Here is a 17,726-nt window from a genome sequence, read left to right as displayed (position 1 = left end):
CAACAAGAATGGATATAACAATAATGAATCAGCCACTCATCTCACCAGAACAACTTCAACAACGTTTGCTAGAAGAAGAAAACATCATCATCCTCGACGCCAGTATCGAGTTTCAAATTCCAAGTGAATCAGAAAAAATCGAAGGACAAATGATTCCTGGCGCTATTCGTTTTGACTACGATAAAGACTTTTGTAACAAGCACACTCTACTCCCTCACATGTTCCCGACCGAAAAACACTTCAACACACGTGCACAAAAAATCGGCATCAATCAAGACAGTACGATAGTGGTTTACGACAACTCAGGAACCTTCGCTTCCCCTCGTGCGTGGTGGATGTTTATGGCAATGGGACACAACAACGTATACATCTTAGACGGCGGTTTACCAGCATGGATAGAAGCTGGTTACGTGACAGACACTGACTATGGAACAGAAGCCCAAGCCGGAAATTTTGAAGGGAGTATTCAAGATAACTATTTTGTAAATGCTCAACAGGTTGAAGGTTACTCAACTGACAACAGTGCAAACATTATAGATGCACGTTCACAAGCTCGTTTCGATTCAGAAGTACCTGAACCACGTGAAGGCTTACGCAGCGGCCATATTCCGAACTCGATTTGCCTACCATTTGCACAAGTTCTAAATGCAGGTAAATTGAAATCTCAAGAAGAGTTAGTCGACATTTTCTCGATGCTAAACTTAAGCCCCTCTCAACCTATATTCTTTAGCTGTGGCTCTGGTGTGACGGCTTGCATCATTTTATTGGCCGCTAAACTGGCCGGATATTCAGATCAAATGGGCGTTTACGATGGATCATGGACTGAATGGGGAGCAAATGAAAACCTTCCTATCTCTAGAACATCTGCAAAAATATAGAAGTATCCATGCTTTTGTTCTGGTCTCTATTCTTAAAAATGAGAATATTGGTGCTATTGTACACAGCAGTTGTCATTTAAATGACCCAATAGGATTTTGACTCTAAATGCATTTTGTTACCATACGGCCAAATTATCAAAATGCATTCTTCTATTATTACTCAAGATTTTGAACAATAAGTCGTTACAGAGTAGATATTAAAACCCAAAGGCAAATTATGGCTGTATTTAAGAAAAATATCTGGACGTTATACGCACTCATTGTGCTTTTAACTACGATACTTTTCTCTGCATTTGGGTCAGTCAAATGGCAGAGCAACCGTAGCGATTCCATTCATCAACAACACATGCAGATCGAATTATTCTCGAATTCAGTCAATTCACTGTTAACCAGTCAGGAAGCTCTACTCGAAATAGTTGGCTACCAACTGGTCCTGCAATCAGATTTCACACGAACGGCCGCTATTCAAATTAGACCCATTTTAGACAAGCTTTTAGACACGCATCCAGCTATCGCTGCATTTGGCTTACTTAACCCTCAGGGCGAATACCTAGCGGTTAGTTCGAATCTCATGCTAAGTGAGCAAATGAACTTACTTCATTCTCCTTTGACCAGAGATTCATTTAAAGAAGCAATGGTCAGCAAAGAAATGGTGCTGGGACGTACATACTTCCATTCTTCTATCGGCAGCTTGATCATTCCAATTCGGAAAGCTATTTCAATCAATGGCGGAAAAGTTGACGCTGTTATGACAGCAGGATTGAACCTCAATAACTCTATTTTGTTCAAAGAAAATGTAAATACGAGTGATCACAACAGCCTTAGCATTGTTAGAGAAGACTTGTATCGTCAGTTCTCCTCCAATGATCTAACGTCCTTAGATACTTATACAACACCCGTAAATTCAGATCTTGTTAAACACTTTCTCGATATTTTTGAAGTCACCTATAACATCGACATCAAGCAAGCAAAAAACAGCGGCAAGATATACTCCGCCATCATAAAAAAGCCAAGCTTAAACTCTATTGTCACAATCACATATCTAAAGAACTACCACCTATGGGTCGTCGGTGCGACCGATCTTGAATATGTCGACAATGCTTTTTATAAAGAATTCAGTATTTATATTTTGGTATTTCTCATACTGCATCTTTGCTTTTACATACTGGTAGAGTCCATATCCAAAAGCGAAACCAAAAGTCGGACGCTCTTGATCTATCAAGCAAATCACGATGCTTTGACAGCGCTACCAAACCGCTCCTATCTACGCCAAAACATCGCGGGTTGGTTGGCAGATGACACAGCTCCCTTTTCGCTGTTGTTTATCGATATCGATAACTTTAAGTGTGTTAATGATACTTACGGTCATGAATTTGGTGACAAAGTCTTAAAGCAAATATCTCGACGCCTAATACGCTTCCAATCGAAAGCTAGCTTAATTGTTCGTGATTCTAGTGACGAATTTTTATTCTTAATTCCCACTGTTGATGAAAACGAACTAAGCCGTATCGCTGAACGAATGATCGAAGTTTTATCAAAACCTTACGACATAGATGAATCCCAATTTTTATTGGGCTGCAGCATTGGCATTGCCAAGTTCCCGGAGCATGGTAAAAACCTAGATGGCTTGCTTCGCTCTGCTGATATTTCAATGTACAAAGCAAAACAACAGCAAAACTCGTACAGCATTTTTACAACGGAAATGCAAGACGCTCACCTCTACAGAATGAGAGTAGAACAAAGGCTACGTATCGCGATCGAGAAACAAACTCTGTTCATGGTTTTTCAACCATTGGTTCGAGCCAATGAGAGTATTCACGGTGTAGAAGCACTTGTTCGCTGGATTGATGACGAATTAGGTTTCGTTCCGCCAGATGTCTTTATACCGGTAGCTGAAAGCACAGGTTTGATGCAAAAGCTCGGCACTTTTATTATCGAGTCCAGCATTATGCAGATCGCCCATTTACACCGAACGACGGAACAAACGATCGGACTTTCGATCAACATATCTGTTCGCCAGTTTTCTCACCGATCTTTCTCTGAGCATTTATTCACAACGCTGGAAAAGTATCAGCTCTCTGCAAGTTGTCTAACATTAGAGATTACCGAAAGCCTGTTCATTGAAGACGTAGAAATAGTAAAACCTATTTTCGAAGCATTACATGAAAAGAACATTAAAATATCTTTAGATGACTTTGGTACAGGCTATTCATCACTAAGCATGTTGAAAGCACTCCCTATTGATGAGCTTAAAATTGATAAGAGCTTTATTGAGAACATTGCAGTCGATCAACAATCTCTTACCATGGTTCAAAACATTATTGCGATAGGTAAGAACTTCGGCATGGTGGTATTGGCAGAAGGCGTAGAATCGAACGAGCACTTCTCTATTCTAAAGGCATGTAGATGTGACTTAATGCAAGGCTACTATTTCTCTCGTCCCATTCCTTACGATGATCTTTGTGAGTATCTGACACCGACTCAGGTTGAGACAAAAGAGCTACCTGAACCAACGGGGTAGGTGGTTGGTTATCTTCTCTAGTTATCAAATAACGCGATGAATCAAAAAAGGGAGCCCAAACAGGCTCCCTTTTCTGTAGCTTATAGAGCTTACATATCCTAACGGTTTCCCTCTGATTCAGCATGTTTCATCTGCTCATCTAAGTTAAGTACCGTCAAAGCATTACTTACACTGGTCGCAATTACATCAACCACCCCTGTTCTTAGTGCACCTAATAAAGCTAATGGCTTACTGTTCTCGGCAGCGATGGCGATTACATCAGCGATAGGACGGAACTCTTCCAGGGCCAAACCAATGACTCGGTCGCTCATTACAGTGTTGGCCGCTTTACCGTGTACATCAAAAAAATCATAACCGGCAAAATCACCTACTACACCTTGTAGCAACCTTGATTGCACTACCTCTCCTGCTGTAAACCAACCTAAGTCGACCATATAGCTGTTTTCACTCATATCACCGATACCCACTAATGCGACATCTGCCTTGCGGGCGAGATCGAGAGTCTGCTTAACAGTACTGTTTTCCATGAATGCAGTTTTTTGTGCCTTGTTTTCAGCATAAGCAGGGGCGTATAAAGTCTCAGAAGACCCGCCGTACTTTTTCGCCAACTGTCTGCATATATGGTCGGCGTTAAACATACCGCCTCTTGGGTGAATGCCGCCGATACCACATACGAATTTACAGTCACGTGGGGTAATTACGCCAGTGTGGTGAGCAACAGACGATACGTTTCGACCTTGGCCAACCGTGACTACCATGCCGTTTTTTAAGGTGCTCGTAAGATAGTTAGAGACTAAACCAGCCACTTGCAGTCGTTGCTTCTCTTCATTCGGTTGGTCTAATGCAACCAGTGCACGCTTCACACCAAATCGTTCGATCAAACGTTGTTCGATCTTCGCGCTGAATACTGGGTGGTATTTCACGGTGATCTCGACAATCCCTTCATCGCGGGCTTGCTTGAGCATTCGACCAACCTTTGCACGAGAGATAGAGAACTTTTTAGAGATCTCTTCTTGTGTAGCGCCATCTTGATAGTAAGCAACGGCTACTTCAGTGAGGAGATCAGTGTTTTCTTCGGAAACATCTTGGATATTCTTACTCATATACCACTCAACCAATATTTAACAATTATTTTACCTGCTGTACTTCCTAATATAGGAGAGCTCAGTAAGTGATACACAAGCTTACACCCTGAACATATGTAACAACAAGGAACATTTGCTCAGTATCATAACCATCGTTTTTTTGTTGATTAATTCACCTCACTTTGTTCGTTAAACGTTTGCTTGCATACCCCATGATTACTAGAGCGAAATATATTTGACTGAAGTCACCATACAGCACTATTTACCGTTGACTTTGGTGCTAGATCGGATAAGTATGGCTACATCATTTACTCATCGAGCGATCAAATGTTCTGTGCAAATGTTCGTTCGGAGAAAAATTTAAATTAATGTAAGTTAGGCTCACTGGTACAACCATGAGGAACTTCATTAGTTAGCTTGCAAATGCCCACACCTCTCCCATTAAAGGGGTGTTCTGCGATACATAGGATGATCAAAATGAGCAATAAATTAGAGCAACTTCGTAAACTAACAACTGTTGTAGCTGACACTGGTGATATCGAAGCTATCAGCAAGTACACTCCGGAAGATGCAACAACTAACCCATCTCTAATTCTTAAAGCCGCTCAAATTGCTGAGTACGCACCTCTAATCGATGCTTCTATCGAATACGCTAAAGCGCAAAGCGCTGATAAAGCACAACAAGTTCAAGATACTTGTGACATGCTTAACGTGAACATCGGTAAAGAAATCCTTAACGTTGTACCAGGCCGCATCTCTACTGAAGTAGATGCTCGTCTTTCTTACGACATGGAAGGCAGCGTAGCTAAAGCTCGTCAACTTATCAAAATGTACAACGACGCTGGCATCACTAACGACCGCATCCTTATCAAACTGGCTTCTACTTGGGAAGGCATCCGTGCTGCTGAAATCCTAGAAAAAGAAGGCATCAACTGTAACCTAACGCTTCTATTCTCTTTCGCTCAAGCTCGTGCTTGTGCTGAAGCAGGCGTATTCCTAATCTCTCCTTTCGTTGGTCGCATCATGGATTGGTACAAAGCGAAAGAAGGTCGCGATTTCGAAGCTTCAGAAGATCCAGGCGTAATCTCAGTTTCAGACATCTACAACTACTACAAAGAGCACGGCTACAAGACTGTTGTTATGGGCGCAAGCTTCCGTAACATCGGCGAGATCCTTGAACTTGCTGGCTGTGACCGTCTAACTATCGCTCCTCAACTTCTAGCAGACCTAGAAGCAGCTGAAGGCGAAGTAGTTGAGAAGCTAATCGACTCTAACGGTACTAAAGAGCGTCCTGCTGCAATGACTCACGCTGAGTTCCTATGGGATCACAACCAAGACCCAATGGCTGTAGAGAAGCTAGCTGAAGGCATCCGCAACTTCGCAGTTGACCAAGGCAAACTAGAAGACATGATCGCAGCTAAGCTGTAATCACTCTTACCAATTTCAAATAGGGGAACGTTCAGTTCCCCTACTTTTATCAATTTGTTTATCTTAATTTTTATTCGGAAGTTTCTATGAACCGCAAACATCTAGCTAACGCAATTCGTGCTCTAAGTATGGACGGCGTACAACAAGCAAACTCTGGTCACCCAGGCGCACCTATGGGTATGGCTGACATCGCTGAAGTACTTTGGCGTTCTCACCTGAACCACAACCCATCTAACCCAGAGTGGGCTGACCGCGACCGTTTTATCCTGTCTAACGGCCACGGCTCAATGCTGATCTACTCTCTGCTTCACCTAGCAGGTTACGAGCTTTCAATTGAAGATCTTAAGAACTTCCGTCAACTGCACTCTAAGACTCCAGGTCACCCAGAGTACGGCTACGCACCAGGTATCGAGACGACTACAGGTCCTCTAGGTCAAGGCATCACCAACGCTGTTGGTATGGCGATGGCTGAGAAAGCGCTTGCGGCACAGTTCAACAAAGAAGGCCACGACATCGTAGACCACTACACTTATGCATTCATGGGTGATGGCTGTCTGATGGAAGGTATCTCTCACGAAGCATGTTCTCTAGCGGGTACGCTAGGTCTTGGTAAGTTGGTTGCTTTCTGGGATGACAACGGCATCTCTATCGATGGTGAAGTTGAAGGTTGGTTCTCTGACGATACACCTAAGCGTTTTGAAGCTTACGGCTGGCACGTAATCCCAGCAGTTAATGGTCACGACTCTGACGCTATCAACGCGGCTATCGAAGCAGCTAAAGCGGATCCTCGTCCGACTCTAATCTGTACTAAAACTGTAATCGGCTTTGGTTCTCCAAACAAAGCAGGTACGCACGACTGTCATGGTGCACCATTAGGCGCTGACGAAATCGCAGCAACTCGTAAGCAACTAGGTTGGGAGCACGGTCCTTTTGAAATTCCGTCGGAAGTTTACTCAGAGTGGGATGCGAAAGAAGCAGGCGCAGCTAAGGAAGCAGCGTGGAACGAGAAACTTGCAGCTTATGAAGCAGCATACCCTGAGCTGGCAGCTGAGTTCAAACGCCGCGTAAACGGTGATCTTCCTGCTGAATGGGAAGAGAAAGCATCGGCAATCATCGCTGACCTTCAAGCTAACCCAGCAAACATCGCATCACGTAAAGCATCTCAAAATGCACTAGAAGCGTTCGGTGCTATGCTACCTGAATTCATGGGCGGTTCTGCTGACCTTGCGCCTTCTAACCTGACTATGTGGTCTGGTTCTAAGTCTCTTGAAGCAAATGATTTCTCTGGTAACTACATCCACTACGGTGTACGTGAATTCGGTATGACGGCTATCATGAACGGTATCGCTCTGCACGGTGGTTTCGTACCATACGGCGCAACGTTCCTAATGTTCATGGAATACGCGCGTAACGCAATGCGTATGGCTGCTCTGATGAAAACTCAGAACATCCAAGTTTACACACATGACTCTATCGGTCTTGGCGAAGATGGCCCAACTCACCAACCGGTTGAGCAGATCGCTTCTCTACGTCTGACTCCAAACATGAGCACATGGCGTCCATGTGACCAAGTTGAGTCTGCTGTTGCTTGGAAACTGGCAATCGAGCGTAAAGATGGTCCTTCTGCACTTATCTTCTCTCGTCAAAATCTTGCACAACAAGATCGTGACGCTGAGCAAGTAGCAAACATCGCTAAGGGTGGTTACATCCTGAAAGATTGTGCTGGCAAGCCAGAGCTAATCATCATTGCAACGGGTTCTGAAGTTGAGCTAGCGGTTAGCGCTGCTGCTGAACTAACAGCTGAAGGTAAAGCGGTACGCGTAGTATCTATGCCTGCAACTGATGCATTCGACAAGCAAGACGCTGAATACCGTGAGTCTGTACTTCCGTCAGACGTTACAGCACGTATCGCAGTAGAAGCTGGCATCGCTGACTTCTGGTACAAGTACGTTGGCTTCGGTGGCAAGATCATCGGTATGACAACGTTCGGCGAATCTGCACCAGCAGGCGAACTATTCAAGATGTTTGGTTTCACTACTGAAAACGTAGTAAACACAGCAAAAGAGATTCTTGCTTAGTCTTGATTAAATTGTCTCGCCCTTAAATGGGTTGATGCATACTGAAAGCCCCGCATGAAAATGCGGGGCTTCTTTGTATCTGTTGTCTGTTATCTGTTCTTTTAGCTCACAAAAAAGCCCTGCTAATTTGGCAAGGCTGTTTCTTATTTCTCATTCAGTTTAAATTTAACGTCTACTTCTCTTCGAAGCGCTTCGCCAAGTGATAGAACTCGTTAACTTGCTCTTTTAGCTCAGTGGAGTGGTCTTTCACGGAATGCGTTGCAACTAAATTTTGCTCTGCAGTAGACGCGATAGACTGCATATGAAGGTTTACATCACTCGATAACTGACGTTGTTGATTTGCAGAACTTTCAACAGACTGCATCAACCCATTCATTGATTGCATGAGGTTTTCGACTTCCGATAAACGCTCTGCACTCACCTTCGCAACATCACCACACGCATCAGTTTGCTCTCGATTAGCCAGAATATCCTTTTGCCAGCCTTCAATCGTCGCTAGCATGGTATCGATGCTCTCTTTGATCTGAACTGTGGCCTTTGACGTTCGACCCGATAGTGCACGTACTTCGTCGGCAACAACGGCAAAGCCTCGTCCTTGTTCGCCCGCTCTAGCCGCTTCAATTGCAGCGTTTAGTGCCAACAAATTGGTTTGCTCGGCGATACCGCCAATCTCTTCCATTATCTTGCTCACGCTTTGCGCTTGGTCGCTCAATTGGTAAGTCGTTAGAGTCGCCTTTTCAGCCTGTGAAGCTAAGCTTTCTAAATTTCGATGCGTTTGATTAATGCTCTCTTTCGCACCCGCACAGGTTTGCAAAGTAACATCAACAATCTGGTGCGCTTCTTCTGTACGAGAAGAGACCTCATTCGCGGTTACTTCAACCTCTTCAGTTGCCTCACGCACTTGAAGAATGTCTTTTGTTTGTTGGTCTAAGGCTTCTGACACTTCAAATGACGTGGTGTTGAGGTTATCGGCTAAGTCTTGTAGTGGCTTTGCAGAATCGGTCATACGACCTAATACTGTACGAATTCGAGCAGACAGCAACTTCAAATGGAAATCAGCGACTGAGAACTTACTATTGCCTGAGTAAACAAGTCGGCTGACACTATCAAACTTCGATTGAAGCTTCTTCAACTGTAACGGTGTCTCGATCAGTTCTTGTCGGAAAAGCAGAGCTAACGCTGATACCGGAAGCAGGCTTAAGAGCCATTGTGATACCTGCCCGACTTCCATTAGATTTGAGACTACAGGAGCCGCGAGAGAGCCCAACAACACGGCATAACGAACGCTATCACTGATCTGCAACGACCATTGACGACCGGATTTTTCAGCTTTCAATAAGCCTTGATATGCTTTGTCGGCAATTTGAACCCATTCATTCTTAGGTTTGACGCGAACAGATTGATAACCATTCACCTTGCCGCTCTCATAGATTGGAGTGACGTACGCATCGACCCAGTAATATCCACCAGATTTAGTTTTGTTTTTTACGATACCGCGCCATGCTTTACCTTGCTTCAGGCTTAGCCACATATCGGCAAAAGCGGCTTTAGGCATATCACCATGCCTGACAACATTGTGGTGTTGCCCAAGCAACTCTTGTTGGCTGTATTCTGCTATACGACAAAAAGCATCATTACCGTAAGTAATCACACCTTTAAGATCGGTAGTTGAGACAAGTTGTTCGTTTTCGCTTACAAGCGTTTCACGTGATTGAAATGATGAGCTGACAGTCATTGATACTAACTTTTGTTAATTATTGTTTTAGCCGAGGAATATATACAATTATTAAAGTTATGACAAAATGTGAACATCACATTTTGTGTAAATGCTTGCTATTTATACAAAAACACACACGACACCTCACTAAGCTCAGAGATTCACGCCTCTTCTCTTCTCAAATTCACGGTTATGACTCATCTAAGTTAACCGCAGTAGTAAATTTCACGGTTCTCATTGAAACAGAGGTATGGAACTTGCGGATGTTTAAATCTTTGCGCAGTACTCGTTCAACAAAATCTTCGTAAGCTTGAATGTCTTTGACCGTCACAATCAGCATGAAGTCAAAGCTGCCCGATATCTGATAACACTGCGTGACCTCTGACGCCTTAGAAATAGAATGGCGAAAAATCTGATAAATATCCCCTCGGTCTCGTTCCATTTCTACGGACACAACCAAAGTCATCTTACTGCCTGTAAGTTCTGGATTGATGATAGACACATCACTCACAATCACGCCTTCCTCTCTCAATCGTTTCACTCGCTTTAAGCAAGCCGGAGGCGATAAACCAACTTTCTCAGCCAATGCTAGGTTTGGGATTCGGTTGTTCTTCTGCAGTTCAACGAGAATATTTCTATCTATACGATCAATTTCCATAATTTCTCAAAGCTCAAATTTTGTGAATGATAATTTCAAATACTATGACAAATAAAAAATTTGATACGAATATAGATGTAGATTTTGAAATAACCATCACAATAATAAAGGTAAGATCTTCTCATTCCAAACAATCGAACCATGGTCGTAACTATGAAATCAATCTATCAATTTTTTAACGAACTCCTCAGAGAGATTTTCGATGTCACCTCGACTCTTTTTCGAATCATGATTCCAATCATCATCGTGATAAAGGTCGTTGAAGAGCTTGGCGGCATCGTGATTCTTAGCGAATGGCTTAGCCCAATAATGCAAAGCGTCGGATTACCGAAAGAAATGGGTTTGGTATGGGCGGCGACCATACTCACTAACATCTATGCGGGACTGATTATTCTTATTAATTCCGATGCTCCCTTAACGGTTGCTCAAGCCTCGGTTTTAGGCAGCATGATGCTCCTAGCGCATTCATTACCGATTGAGGGTGCAATAGCTAAGAAGGCGGGCGTGAGTTGCCTGGCTACCCTATCAGTGAGAGTCGGTGGTAGCTTAGTGTTGGCATGGTTACTCAATCTCAGTTATCAATACGGAGATTTGCTCAACTACCCAGCAACCGTGCTTTGGCAGCCTGAAGTATCTGGAAACACTAGCTATCTTGGTTGGGCTACCGAACAACTCAAAAGCTTTGCCGTTATCTTCATGGTGATTTCAGCACTATTACTGTTACTCAAGATCTTAAAGCTTCTAGGCATTGAAAAGCTCATGGCAATATTGTTAAGACCATTCTTGAGATTACTCGGAATCAGCAAGGACGCGACTAATCTAACCATTATTGGAATCACGCTTGGTCTTTCGTTTGGCGGTGGATTATTGATCAATGAAGCTAAAAAGGGACATATCTCCGCGAGGGATGTATTCACTGCAATCATGCTGCTCAATCTACTCCACAGTTTGATTGAAGATACACTTTTGATCATGTTAATTGGGGCTGACTTCTACACCATATTTTGGGGAAGATTATTATTCTCGATGCTGGTTATCGCTTTAATATCAAACGTCATAAAGCGCTTGAATCCACGCACTTGTGAACGCTTTTTTTACCGTGATGTCTCTCATTCATAAGTAAATCGCCAACAAGAATGAAAGTAAAAGAGCTCAAATACGAGCTCTTTTGTCATCTGATAATCCAACCTCATTGAGGGTATTGCGAAATTCTTTCTATTAAAGCATTTTAATTCGTGCTTAATTGACCAATTATTGATATTTCGAGTGAAAATAATTTTAGTATGAGTATTTACTAAACACTCAATTATTACATGCATTTTTTAAACTCTAACTATAAAATATTCATTTTATTTTTTATACCCCCGTACCTTACGCAAAGCGCTTTCGAGAATAAAAACCACTTCCTAACCATTGCCATTAAATATTAAAACCATCAACTATTAATGCATCCAACCTCACTAAATAGCTGACAATTAAATAAACAACACACTTATTTGATATTAACTCTTAATGTTGAAACCGGAACGAATAATTAATTGTAATAATTAACCAATTGATTGGTTAATTTTATAAATATATTTTGTTACATAATCAAAACTGATGGCTCTTATAACTATGAACCTTACAACAACCCTTATAATAACGAGGAATCTTATAAAAAAACGCAGAAAAACAATGGCTTTAATGGTTCTAACTTTTTCCTCACTGTCACAGGCTTCCACTATTGAGAATGACGAACTGTTGTTGAAGTCATTGATTGAACAAGGCGTTATCTGTCATGGCTTAACCTATGAGGGCAATCAAGAAGCTTTGCGTATCTATCTCAACGCAAAAAAAGTAAAGAGCACTCCGTTTGATTCAAAAAATAGAAAAGAGATAACCAATACAAAAGAGATAGAAAGTAAAAAAAATACAACAAACACACGTCAGTTAAATAAGACACCAAAAGAGTGTATTAAGCCAAACTCGGACAACCGCTCCGAATAAAGCAGTTGATACTGATATCGACATGGAAATATAAAAAGGAAATGTAATGAAAATGATGAGAAAAACATTGTTGGCTTCAGCAATGCTAACTCTATTTAGCGTCAGTAGTTATGCAAAAACACCTATTGATTTAGGCGTTGTTAATGAAGACAAACTCATTGAAATGCTAGTTAGACAAGGCTTAGTCGACCAAGATGCAACCGATGTGACAAAGCACGACGCACTTGACCGTTACTTGAAGAATAAGATCAATTCCGGATTTAAAGGCGATGCTCAATTCGGTAAAAAAGCACTTGAGCAGCGAGCGAAAATACTCAAAGCCATAGAAAAAGGGTCTGGCGTTAAAAAAGCGAGTGTCTTTGCTTTAGAATTAGGTACCAAGCGTACAGATAAAGTACTCGCTCTACTGGTTGATTTCCCCGATTTAAACTGGGACGACAACAAGCTAACTGAAGAACACACTCAGATGTTGTACGAGAGCTACAACCCAGATCATTATCAAGAGTTGTTATTTTCAAATTCTGGCTACACAGGGCCAAATGGCGAAAACCTAATCTCGATGCGCCAATACTACCAAAGTGAATCAGGTGATAGCTACAGTGTTGCAGGTCAAGCTGCGGGCTGGTATCGCGCCTCTAAGCCTGCGTCATTCTATGGTGGCAACTCCCCGACCACCGACAACGATCTCAACGCACAAGAACTGGTTCGCGAAGCGCTGAATCAATTGGCTCAAGATCCTAGCATCAACCTAGCCGATTACGATATCGAAGATCGTTACGATTACGACGGTGACGGAAATTTTCGTGAACCCGATGGTGTGATTGATCACCTAATGGTATTCCACGCATCTGTTGGCGAAGAAGCCGGTGGTGGCGTATTAGGCCCTGATGCGATTTGGTCTCACCGATTCAACCTTGGTCGCACTCATGTACTAGAAGGTACCTCTAGTTCACTTCCAGATCGCTTTGGTGGCCAATACGCGGCGTTCGATTACACGATTCAACCTATTGATGCAGCAGCTGGTGTGTGTGCTCACGAGTATGGCCATGATTTAGGCCTGCCAGACGAGTACGACACTCAATACACAGGCAAGGGTGAACCTGTCTCATATTGGTCAATAATGTCTTCAGGTAGTTGGGCAGGTAAGATTGGTGGTACACAACCAACGGCATTCAGCTCTTGGGCAAAACACTTCCTACAAAAATCGATTGGCGGTCGCTGGGTTAACGATGATCAAATCTCGATTGATGACCTAGAAGACAACCCACAAGTTTATACGCTGTTCCAAACAACGGATAACAGCCGTCCGAACATGATTAAAGTCGATCTTCCAGAGAAGCAGATTGAAAGTCTGAAACCCTTTGATGGTGAGTATTCGTTCCACTCTCAAAAAGGCGATGATCTGAAAAACAGTATGACTCGCAAGTTGGTGATCCCTGCTGGTGATTCAGCTCTGCTTTCGTTCAAAACTTGGTATGAGATAGAGAAAGACTACGACTTCGCTCGCGTGCTAATCAACGGACAAGCAATAGCTGGCAACATCACCTCAATGGACGACCCATACAATACCGGTCTCGTTCCGGCTATTGGCGGCGAATCTGGCGGGTGGGTTGATGCTGAGTTCGACGTTTCACAATGGAGAGGCCAAGAAGTAGAGCTGTCATTTGATTACATCACCGATGGTGGCTTGGCGATGGAAGGTTTCTATTTGGATAATCTTAGCGTGGTCGTTGATGGCGAAGTAACCTTAATTGACGATGGTGAAAGCAAATCCACCTTCGCCCTAAATGGCTACAAACTGAGTAATGGATTCAATCAAGCTCAACACTACTACCTGCTGCAATGGCGCAGCCACATGGATGTTGATGAAGGTCTAGCGAACATCAAACGCATGGGCCAACTCATCTCATTCGATCCGGGTTTGATTATTTGGTACGTAGACGAATCTCTGACTGATAACTGGGTAGGCAAGCATCCAGGTAAAGGTTGGTTAGGCGTGGTCGATGCTGACCAGAATGCAATGATCTGGGAAAAATCCGGTCAAGTAGCTCAAACTCGTTACCAAGTTCGCGATGCCGCGTTTTCACTCAAAGATCATACTCCAATGCGTCTTGTGAACAGCGACAATGATGTACTTGAAGATACCAGTTTGGTTGGCAGTGCTAGCTTCTCTGATGACCAAGATTACACGTCCCCTCAAGCACCAGATTCAGGTCGTATCCTGACGGAATTTGGCTTAGCCGTTGATATTGTAAATCAGAGTGACAACAACGAATACGGTGTGGTGCGCTTATCTAAAGCAAATCAACACAACGTCGCACCTACTGCGAACTTCGAGATCAATGCTACTGGCCTGAACGTCTCCGCTCGTAACTTCAGTTCTGATCAAGACGGTGAGATCACCAGTTACCTATGGGACTTCGGTAATGGCACAACAAGCAACGAAATGGCGCCAAACTGGTCGTATGAGCAAGCGGGTGAATACACAGTGAGCTTGACCGTTATTGATGACAAAGGCGCTACCAATTCATTTAGCTCCGTTGTGAGCGTTGAATCGCCAAACGCCCTTCCTGAAGCAAGCGCGAAATACATTCACTTGGGTCGTTGGGTAACCATGTGGTCAACAAGTTCAGACAATGATGGTCGAATTGTTGATACTGAGTGGACATTGCCAAATGGAAAGGTGAAACGAGGACGCACATTCACGTCAATCTTCCCTTCATACGGAAAGCATGAAGTGACGCTAAAGATAATCGATGACCAAGGTGGGATTACGACTGATACAATTTTGGTGGACCTGTAAATCATCGCAGGCTCTGTCATGCGTATTTACAAAACAAACTTAAGTACTGTTGTCGCAAGGTATAAGCCACGACAGCAGTTTTAAGACAACGTTATTATTTAAGCCGTAAACAAAAGCCCTACCAAATGGTAGGGCTTTCTATTTATCTGTATTTATCAGTAACAACATTAACGCTGTGAGGGAGTTACCATATTGGTGGTTTTCCACTCTTCATTAGACGAGCAGCCATTACACCGGTTGTTTTTGAATGCGCGATTTCCGTGCGCTAAACGCGAATAGCAAGATAACAGCTAGCACAAATGGTAATACGTAAATATTGAGGTTCTGCCATCCTGCCGTCGATTCTAGCCAGCCAGAGAGCATCGCTGTAATAGTCACACAACCAAAGACAATAAATTCATTAAACGCTTGAGCCTTAGCTTTATTCTGCGATTGGTAGGACTGACTAAACAAACCTGTTGCCGCAATAAACATGAAGTTCCAACCCACACCAAGCACAACTAGAGCCGCTCTGAAGTGCCAGATCGACTCGCCATGAATGTTGATAGCAATACAGACAACGAACAGAATCCCGCCCGCCAAGATCATCATTCTTGACCCAAATTTTTCGATAAGTGAGCCGGTAAAGAACGCAGGTACAAACATGCCTAGCACGTGCCACTCAATGACACCCGCCGCCTTGGTAAAATCAAAGCCACAACCAATCATTGCCAGTGGTGTTGCTGTCATCAGGATATTCATCACCGCATAAGCGACCATGGCAGCAAAAACTGCACCAATAAAGTTAGGCGCTTTGACTATCACACGAATAGGGTCTGCTTTGGGGGCCAGACTATTATAGGAAACTTTAGGAAACTGAATGGTTTGTAAGATAAGTAACGCTAGAATGTTTAATCCAATCAAAGAAGCGAAAGCACCGATATACAAACCATCTGCTGACCATTGCTGAGACATAATCGCTAAATTAGGCCCTAGTACCGCCGCCAATACTCCACCAGCCATTGATATTGAAATTGCACGGTGGCGTGCGTTTTCATCACAAACTTCGATAGCAGCGAAACGATAAAGCGTACCAAAGCCAATACCTATTCCAAGCAAAAACGTGGCGAAACAAAACAGATAGAAATGCTGCTGAGATAAAGCGTAAGTTGCAAGGCTAGCCCCTGTAATGCCAACCACATTACCGATACTGAACCCTCGTTTTCGACCTAATTTTCCTGAAATTAAAGACGCAGGAATAGTAGCTGCCATTAAGCCTAAAAACTGCAACGCTACAGGAAAAGTGATCATACTGACACTGGGCGCAATCTGTTTGCCTATCAAGCCAATCACTGAGATCAGTAATATGTTGCCCGTCATCAACAAGGCCTGACACAGTGAGAGCAGCCAAACATTTCTATTCATCTTCGTTCCTAAATATGAGCACAGTTGGTCAATAGACCAAATAATCAACAAAGTCGCAACACTTTGTTACTCAAAAGAACTCAAGCAAACCATCGCAAGCTCTACTTCGAACAATATTCAATCACGTGTACTTTGATCTTCGCTGCTTTACGCTCTAGAGTTGAAATTATCATTACTTAAGATAATAATAATTTTCTGTTATTTATAGGCTTTGTTGTTTACAGGCTCAGTTATTTATAGGCTTTAGCATTTGAAGGTGAGTATGATTAATCCACTTTGGCTCAATACGTTTAAGACTCTGGTTGAAGTTGGTCATTTCACCCAAACGGCAGAAAAGCTGTATATGACACAACCTGGAGTCAGCCAACATATCAAAAAGCTTGAACAGGCTTGCAATTGTGATCTGCTTTCTCGCGAAAATAAGAGTTTCGAACTGACCGAACAAGGTCGGATCATGTATCGCTACGCGCTCAAACTAGAGAAAGACCAAGAATATCTCTTTGAGTCACTGAGTTTTGATAACCCCTATGCAGGGCAATGTCACTTGTCTTGCTCTGGCTCACTCTCTTTACGCCTATATCCCAAGCTTCTTGATCTTCAGCAACAACACCAAGATCTGAGCATTAACTTAGAAGCGGCTCCAAACAAAAAGATTTTAAATGACCTACTCCAAGGCACCACCGATATCGGCATTGTTAGGCACTCCCCCAACGACAGCTACTACCAAAGCCAAGTCATCGGCAAAGAAGCATTGTGTCTTATCGTACATCACAGCCTTGCTGATTTAGAGATCACACCGCAAGCACTTCACGACATTGGCCTGATTGCACATCCAGATTCTGCTCACTACCTATCTTTATATTTCGACCTCTGCGGAGACAAAGATCTAGCGAACATTAATGTTAACGAAATACCAAAGTCTGGCTACATCAATCAACTTCACCAGATTTTATTGCCAGTATCTAAAGGATTAGGCTTTACCGTGTTACCGGCTGGCGCGGTTGAACACTTCCCTGAGAGAGACAAATTACACGTTGTACCACCAAAAGTAGAAGTTGAGGAAACACTGTATTTGGTTCAAAAAAGAAACCGAAAACTACCGCACCGATACGATACGGTTATTGATGTAATCAAACAGAACGTGAGTGGTTAGAAGCGTTGATTA

The 17,726-nt window shown here is 43.0% G+C and carries 12 protein-coding genes; 8 read left to right on the top strand and 4 right to left on the bottom strand.

The annotated features are described in order from the left end of the window. The first annotated feature begins 23 nt into the window (after positions 1-23). Complete coding sequence (locus BCU75_RS08365) at positions 24-878, top strand: sulfurtransferase (protein WP_102473516.1); 855 nt, start codon at positions 24-26, stop codon at positions 876-878. Positions 879-1,095: 217 nt separating this feature from the next. Continuing rightward, on the top strand, positions 1,096-3,399 hold the full coding sequence (locus BCU75_RS08360; protein ID WP_102473515.1) for a bifunctional diguanylate cyclase/phosphodiesterase: 2,304 nt from the start codon (positions 1,096-1,098) through the stop codon (positions 3,397-3,399). Positions 3,400-3,497: 98 nt separating this feature from the next. On the opposite strand, the gene BCU75_RS08355 is transcribed toward BCU75_RS08360, so the two are convergent. Beyond that, positions 3,498-4,502 (bottom strand): sugar-binding transcriptional regulator, encoded by a 1,005-nt coding sequence (locus tag BCU75_RS08355; RefSeq protein WP_076677115.1) that lies wholly within the window; start codon positions 4,500-4,502, stop codon positions 3,498-3,500. 459 nt (positions 4,503-4,961) lie between these two features. Between BCU75_RS08355 and tal the strand changes: the two genes are divergently transcribed. Both tal and tkt read left to right on the top strand, forming a co-directional pair. After that, positions 4,962-5,912 (top strand): transaldolase, encoded by a 951-nt coding sequence (gene tal / locus BCU75_RS08350; RefSeq protein ID WP_029224345.1) that lies wholly within the window; start codon positions 4,962-4,964, stop codon positions 5,910-5,912. Between the two features lie 86 nt (positions 5,913-5,998). Next, on the top strand, positions 5,999-7,990 hold the full coding sequence (gene tkt, locus BCU75_RS08345) for a transketolase (protein ID WP_102473514.1): 1,992 nt from the start codon (positions 5,999-6,001) through the stop codon (positions 7,988-7,990). A gap of 172 nt (positions 7,991-8,162) precedes the next feature. Here tkt and BCU75_RS08340 read toward each other — a convergent pair whose 3' ends face one another. Together BCU75_RS08340 and BCU75_RS08335 are read right to left on the bottom strand one after the other, a co-directional pair. Continuing rightward, positions 8,163-9,725 (bottom strand): methyl-accepting chemotaxis protein, encoded by a 1,563-nt coding sequence (locus BCU75_RS08340; protein WP_102473513.1) that lies wholly within the window; start codon positions 9,723-9,725, stop codon positions 8,163-8,165. A 172-nt stretch (positions 9,726-9,897) separates the two neighbouring features. Further along, a complete protein-coding gene (locus tag BCU75_RS08335) occupies positions 9,898-10,365 on the bottom strand; it encodes an Lrp/AsnC family transcriptional regulator (protein ID WP_076677120.1) in 468 nt (155 codons plus the stop codon). Between the two features lie 153 nt (positions 10,366-10,518). On the opposite strand from BCU75_RS08335, the gene BCU75_RS08330 reads away from it, so the two are divergent. The 3 genes from BCU75_RS08330 to BCU75_RS08320 all read left to right on the top strand — a co-directional run bounded on the left by BCU75_RS08330 (position 10,519) and on the right by BCU75_RS08320 (position 15,157). Then, positions 10,519-11,484, top strand: coding sequence for a hypothetical protein (locus BCU75_RS08330; RefSeq protein WP_102473609.1), 966 nt, complete (start codon positions 10,519-10,521; stop codon positions 11,482-11,484). A gap of 558 nt (positions 11,485-12,042) precedes the next feature. Further along, on the top strand, positions 12,043-12,354 hold the full coding sequence (locus BCU75_RS08325) for a hypothetical protein (protein ID WP_076677122.1): 312 nt from the start codon (positions 12,043-12,045) through the stop codon (positions 12,352-12,354). Positions 12,355-12,400: 46 nt separating this feature from the next. Continuing rightward, positions 12,401-15,157, top strand: coding sequence for an immune inhibitor A domain-containing protein (locus tag BCU75_RS08320; protein WP_102473512.1), 2,757 nt, complete (start codon positions 12,401-12,403; stop codon positions 15,155-15,157). A 228-nt stretch (positions 15,158-15,385) separates the two neighbouring features. On the opposite strand, the gene BCU75_RS08315 is transcribed toward BCU75_RS08320, so the two are convergent. Then, the gene (locus BCU75_RS08315) at positions 15,386-16,561 is read right to left on the bottom strand and encodes an MFS transporter (RefSeq protein ID WP_102473511.1); all 1,176 of its coding nucleotides are present in this window, start codon (positions 16,559-16,561) and stop codon (positions 15,386-15,388) included. A gap of 262 nt (positions 16,562-16,823) precedes the next feature. On the opposite strand from BCU75_RS08315, the gene BCU75_RS08310 reads away from it, so the two are divergent. Further along, positions 16,824-17,714: a LysR family transcriptional regulator gene (locus BCU75_RS08310; protein ID WP_102466953.1), complete on the top strand. Its 891-nt coding sequence runs from the start codon at positions 16,824-16,826 to the stop codon at positions 17,712-17,714. The last annotated feature ends 12 nt before the right edge of the window (positions 17,715-17,726 follow it).

Source organism: Vibrio splendidus, assembly GCF_002873455.1.
Classification (GTDB): Bacteria; Pseudomonadota; Gammaproteobacteria; order Enterobacterales; family Vibrionaceae; genus Vibrio; species Vibrio splendidus_J.
This window is presented reverse-complemented; position numbering and strand designations above follow the sequence as displayed.

What these genes read in the sequence shown, in the direction of transcription:
- BCU75_RS08365 (WP_102473516.1), top strand. Translation starts at nt 24, where the DNA reads ATGAATCAGCCACTCATCTCACCAGAACAACTTCAACAACGTTTGCTA.
- BCU75_RS08360 (WP_102473515.1), top strand. Translation starts at nt 1,096, where the DNA reads ATGGCTGTATTTAAGAAAAATATCTGGACGTTATACGCACTCATTGTG.
- BCU75_RS08355 (WP_076677115.1), bottom strand. Translation starts at nt 4,502, where the DNA reads ATGAGTAAGAATATCCAAGATGTTTCCGAAGAAAACACTGATCTCCTC.
- tal (WP_029224345.1), top strand. Translation starts at nt 4,962, where the DNA reads ATGAGCAATAAATTAGAGCAACTTCGTAAACTAACAACTGTTGTAGCT.
- tkt (WP_102473514.1), top strand. Translation starts at nt 5,999, where the DNA reads ATGAACCGCAAACATCTAGCTAACGCAATTCGTGCTCTAAGTATGGAC.
- BCU75_RS08340 (WP_102473513.1), bottom strand. Translation starts at nt 9,725, where the DNA reads ATGACTGTCAGCTCATCATTTCAATCACGTGAAACGCTTGTAAGCGAA.
- BCU75_RS08335 (WP_076677120.1), bottom strand. Translation starts at nt 10,365, where the DNA reads ATGGAAATTGATCGTATAGATAGAAATATTCTCGTTGAACTGCAGAAG.
- BCU75_RS08330 (WP_102473609.1), top strand. Translation starts at nt 10,519, where the DNA reads ATGAAATCAATCTATCAATTTTTTAACGAACTCCTCAGAGAGATTTTC.
- BCU75_RS08325 (WP_076677122.1), top strand. Translation starts at nt 12,043, where the DNA reads ATGGCTTTAATGGTTCTAACTTTTTCCTCACTGTCACAGGCTTCCACT.
- BCU75_RS08320 (WP_102473512.1), top strand. Translation starts at nt 12,401, where the DNA reads ATGAAAATGATGAGAAAAACATTGTTGGCTTCAGCAATGCTAACTCTA.
- BCU75_RS08315 (WP_102473511.1), bottom strand. Translation starts at nt 16,561, where the DNA reads ATGAATAGAAATGTTTGGCTGCTCTCACTGTGTCAGGCCTTGTTGATG.
- BCU75_RS08310 (WP_102466953.1), top strand. Translation starts at nt 16,824, where the DNA reads ATGATTAATCCACTTTGGCTCAATACGTTTAAGACTCTGGTTGAAGTT.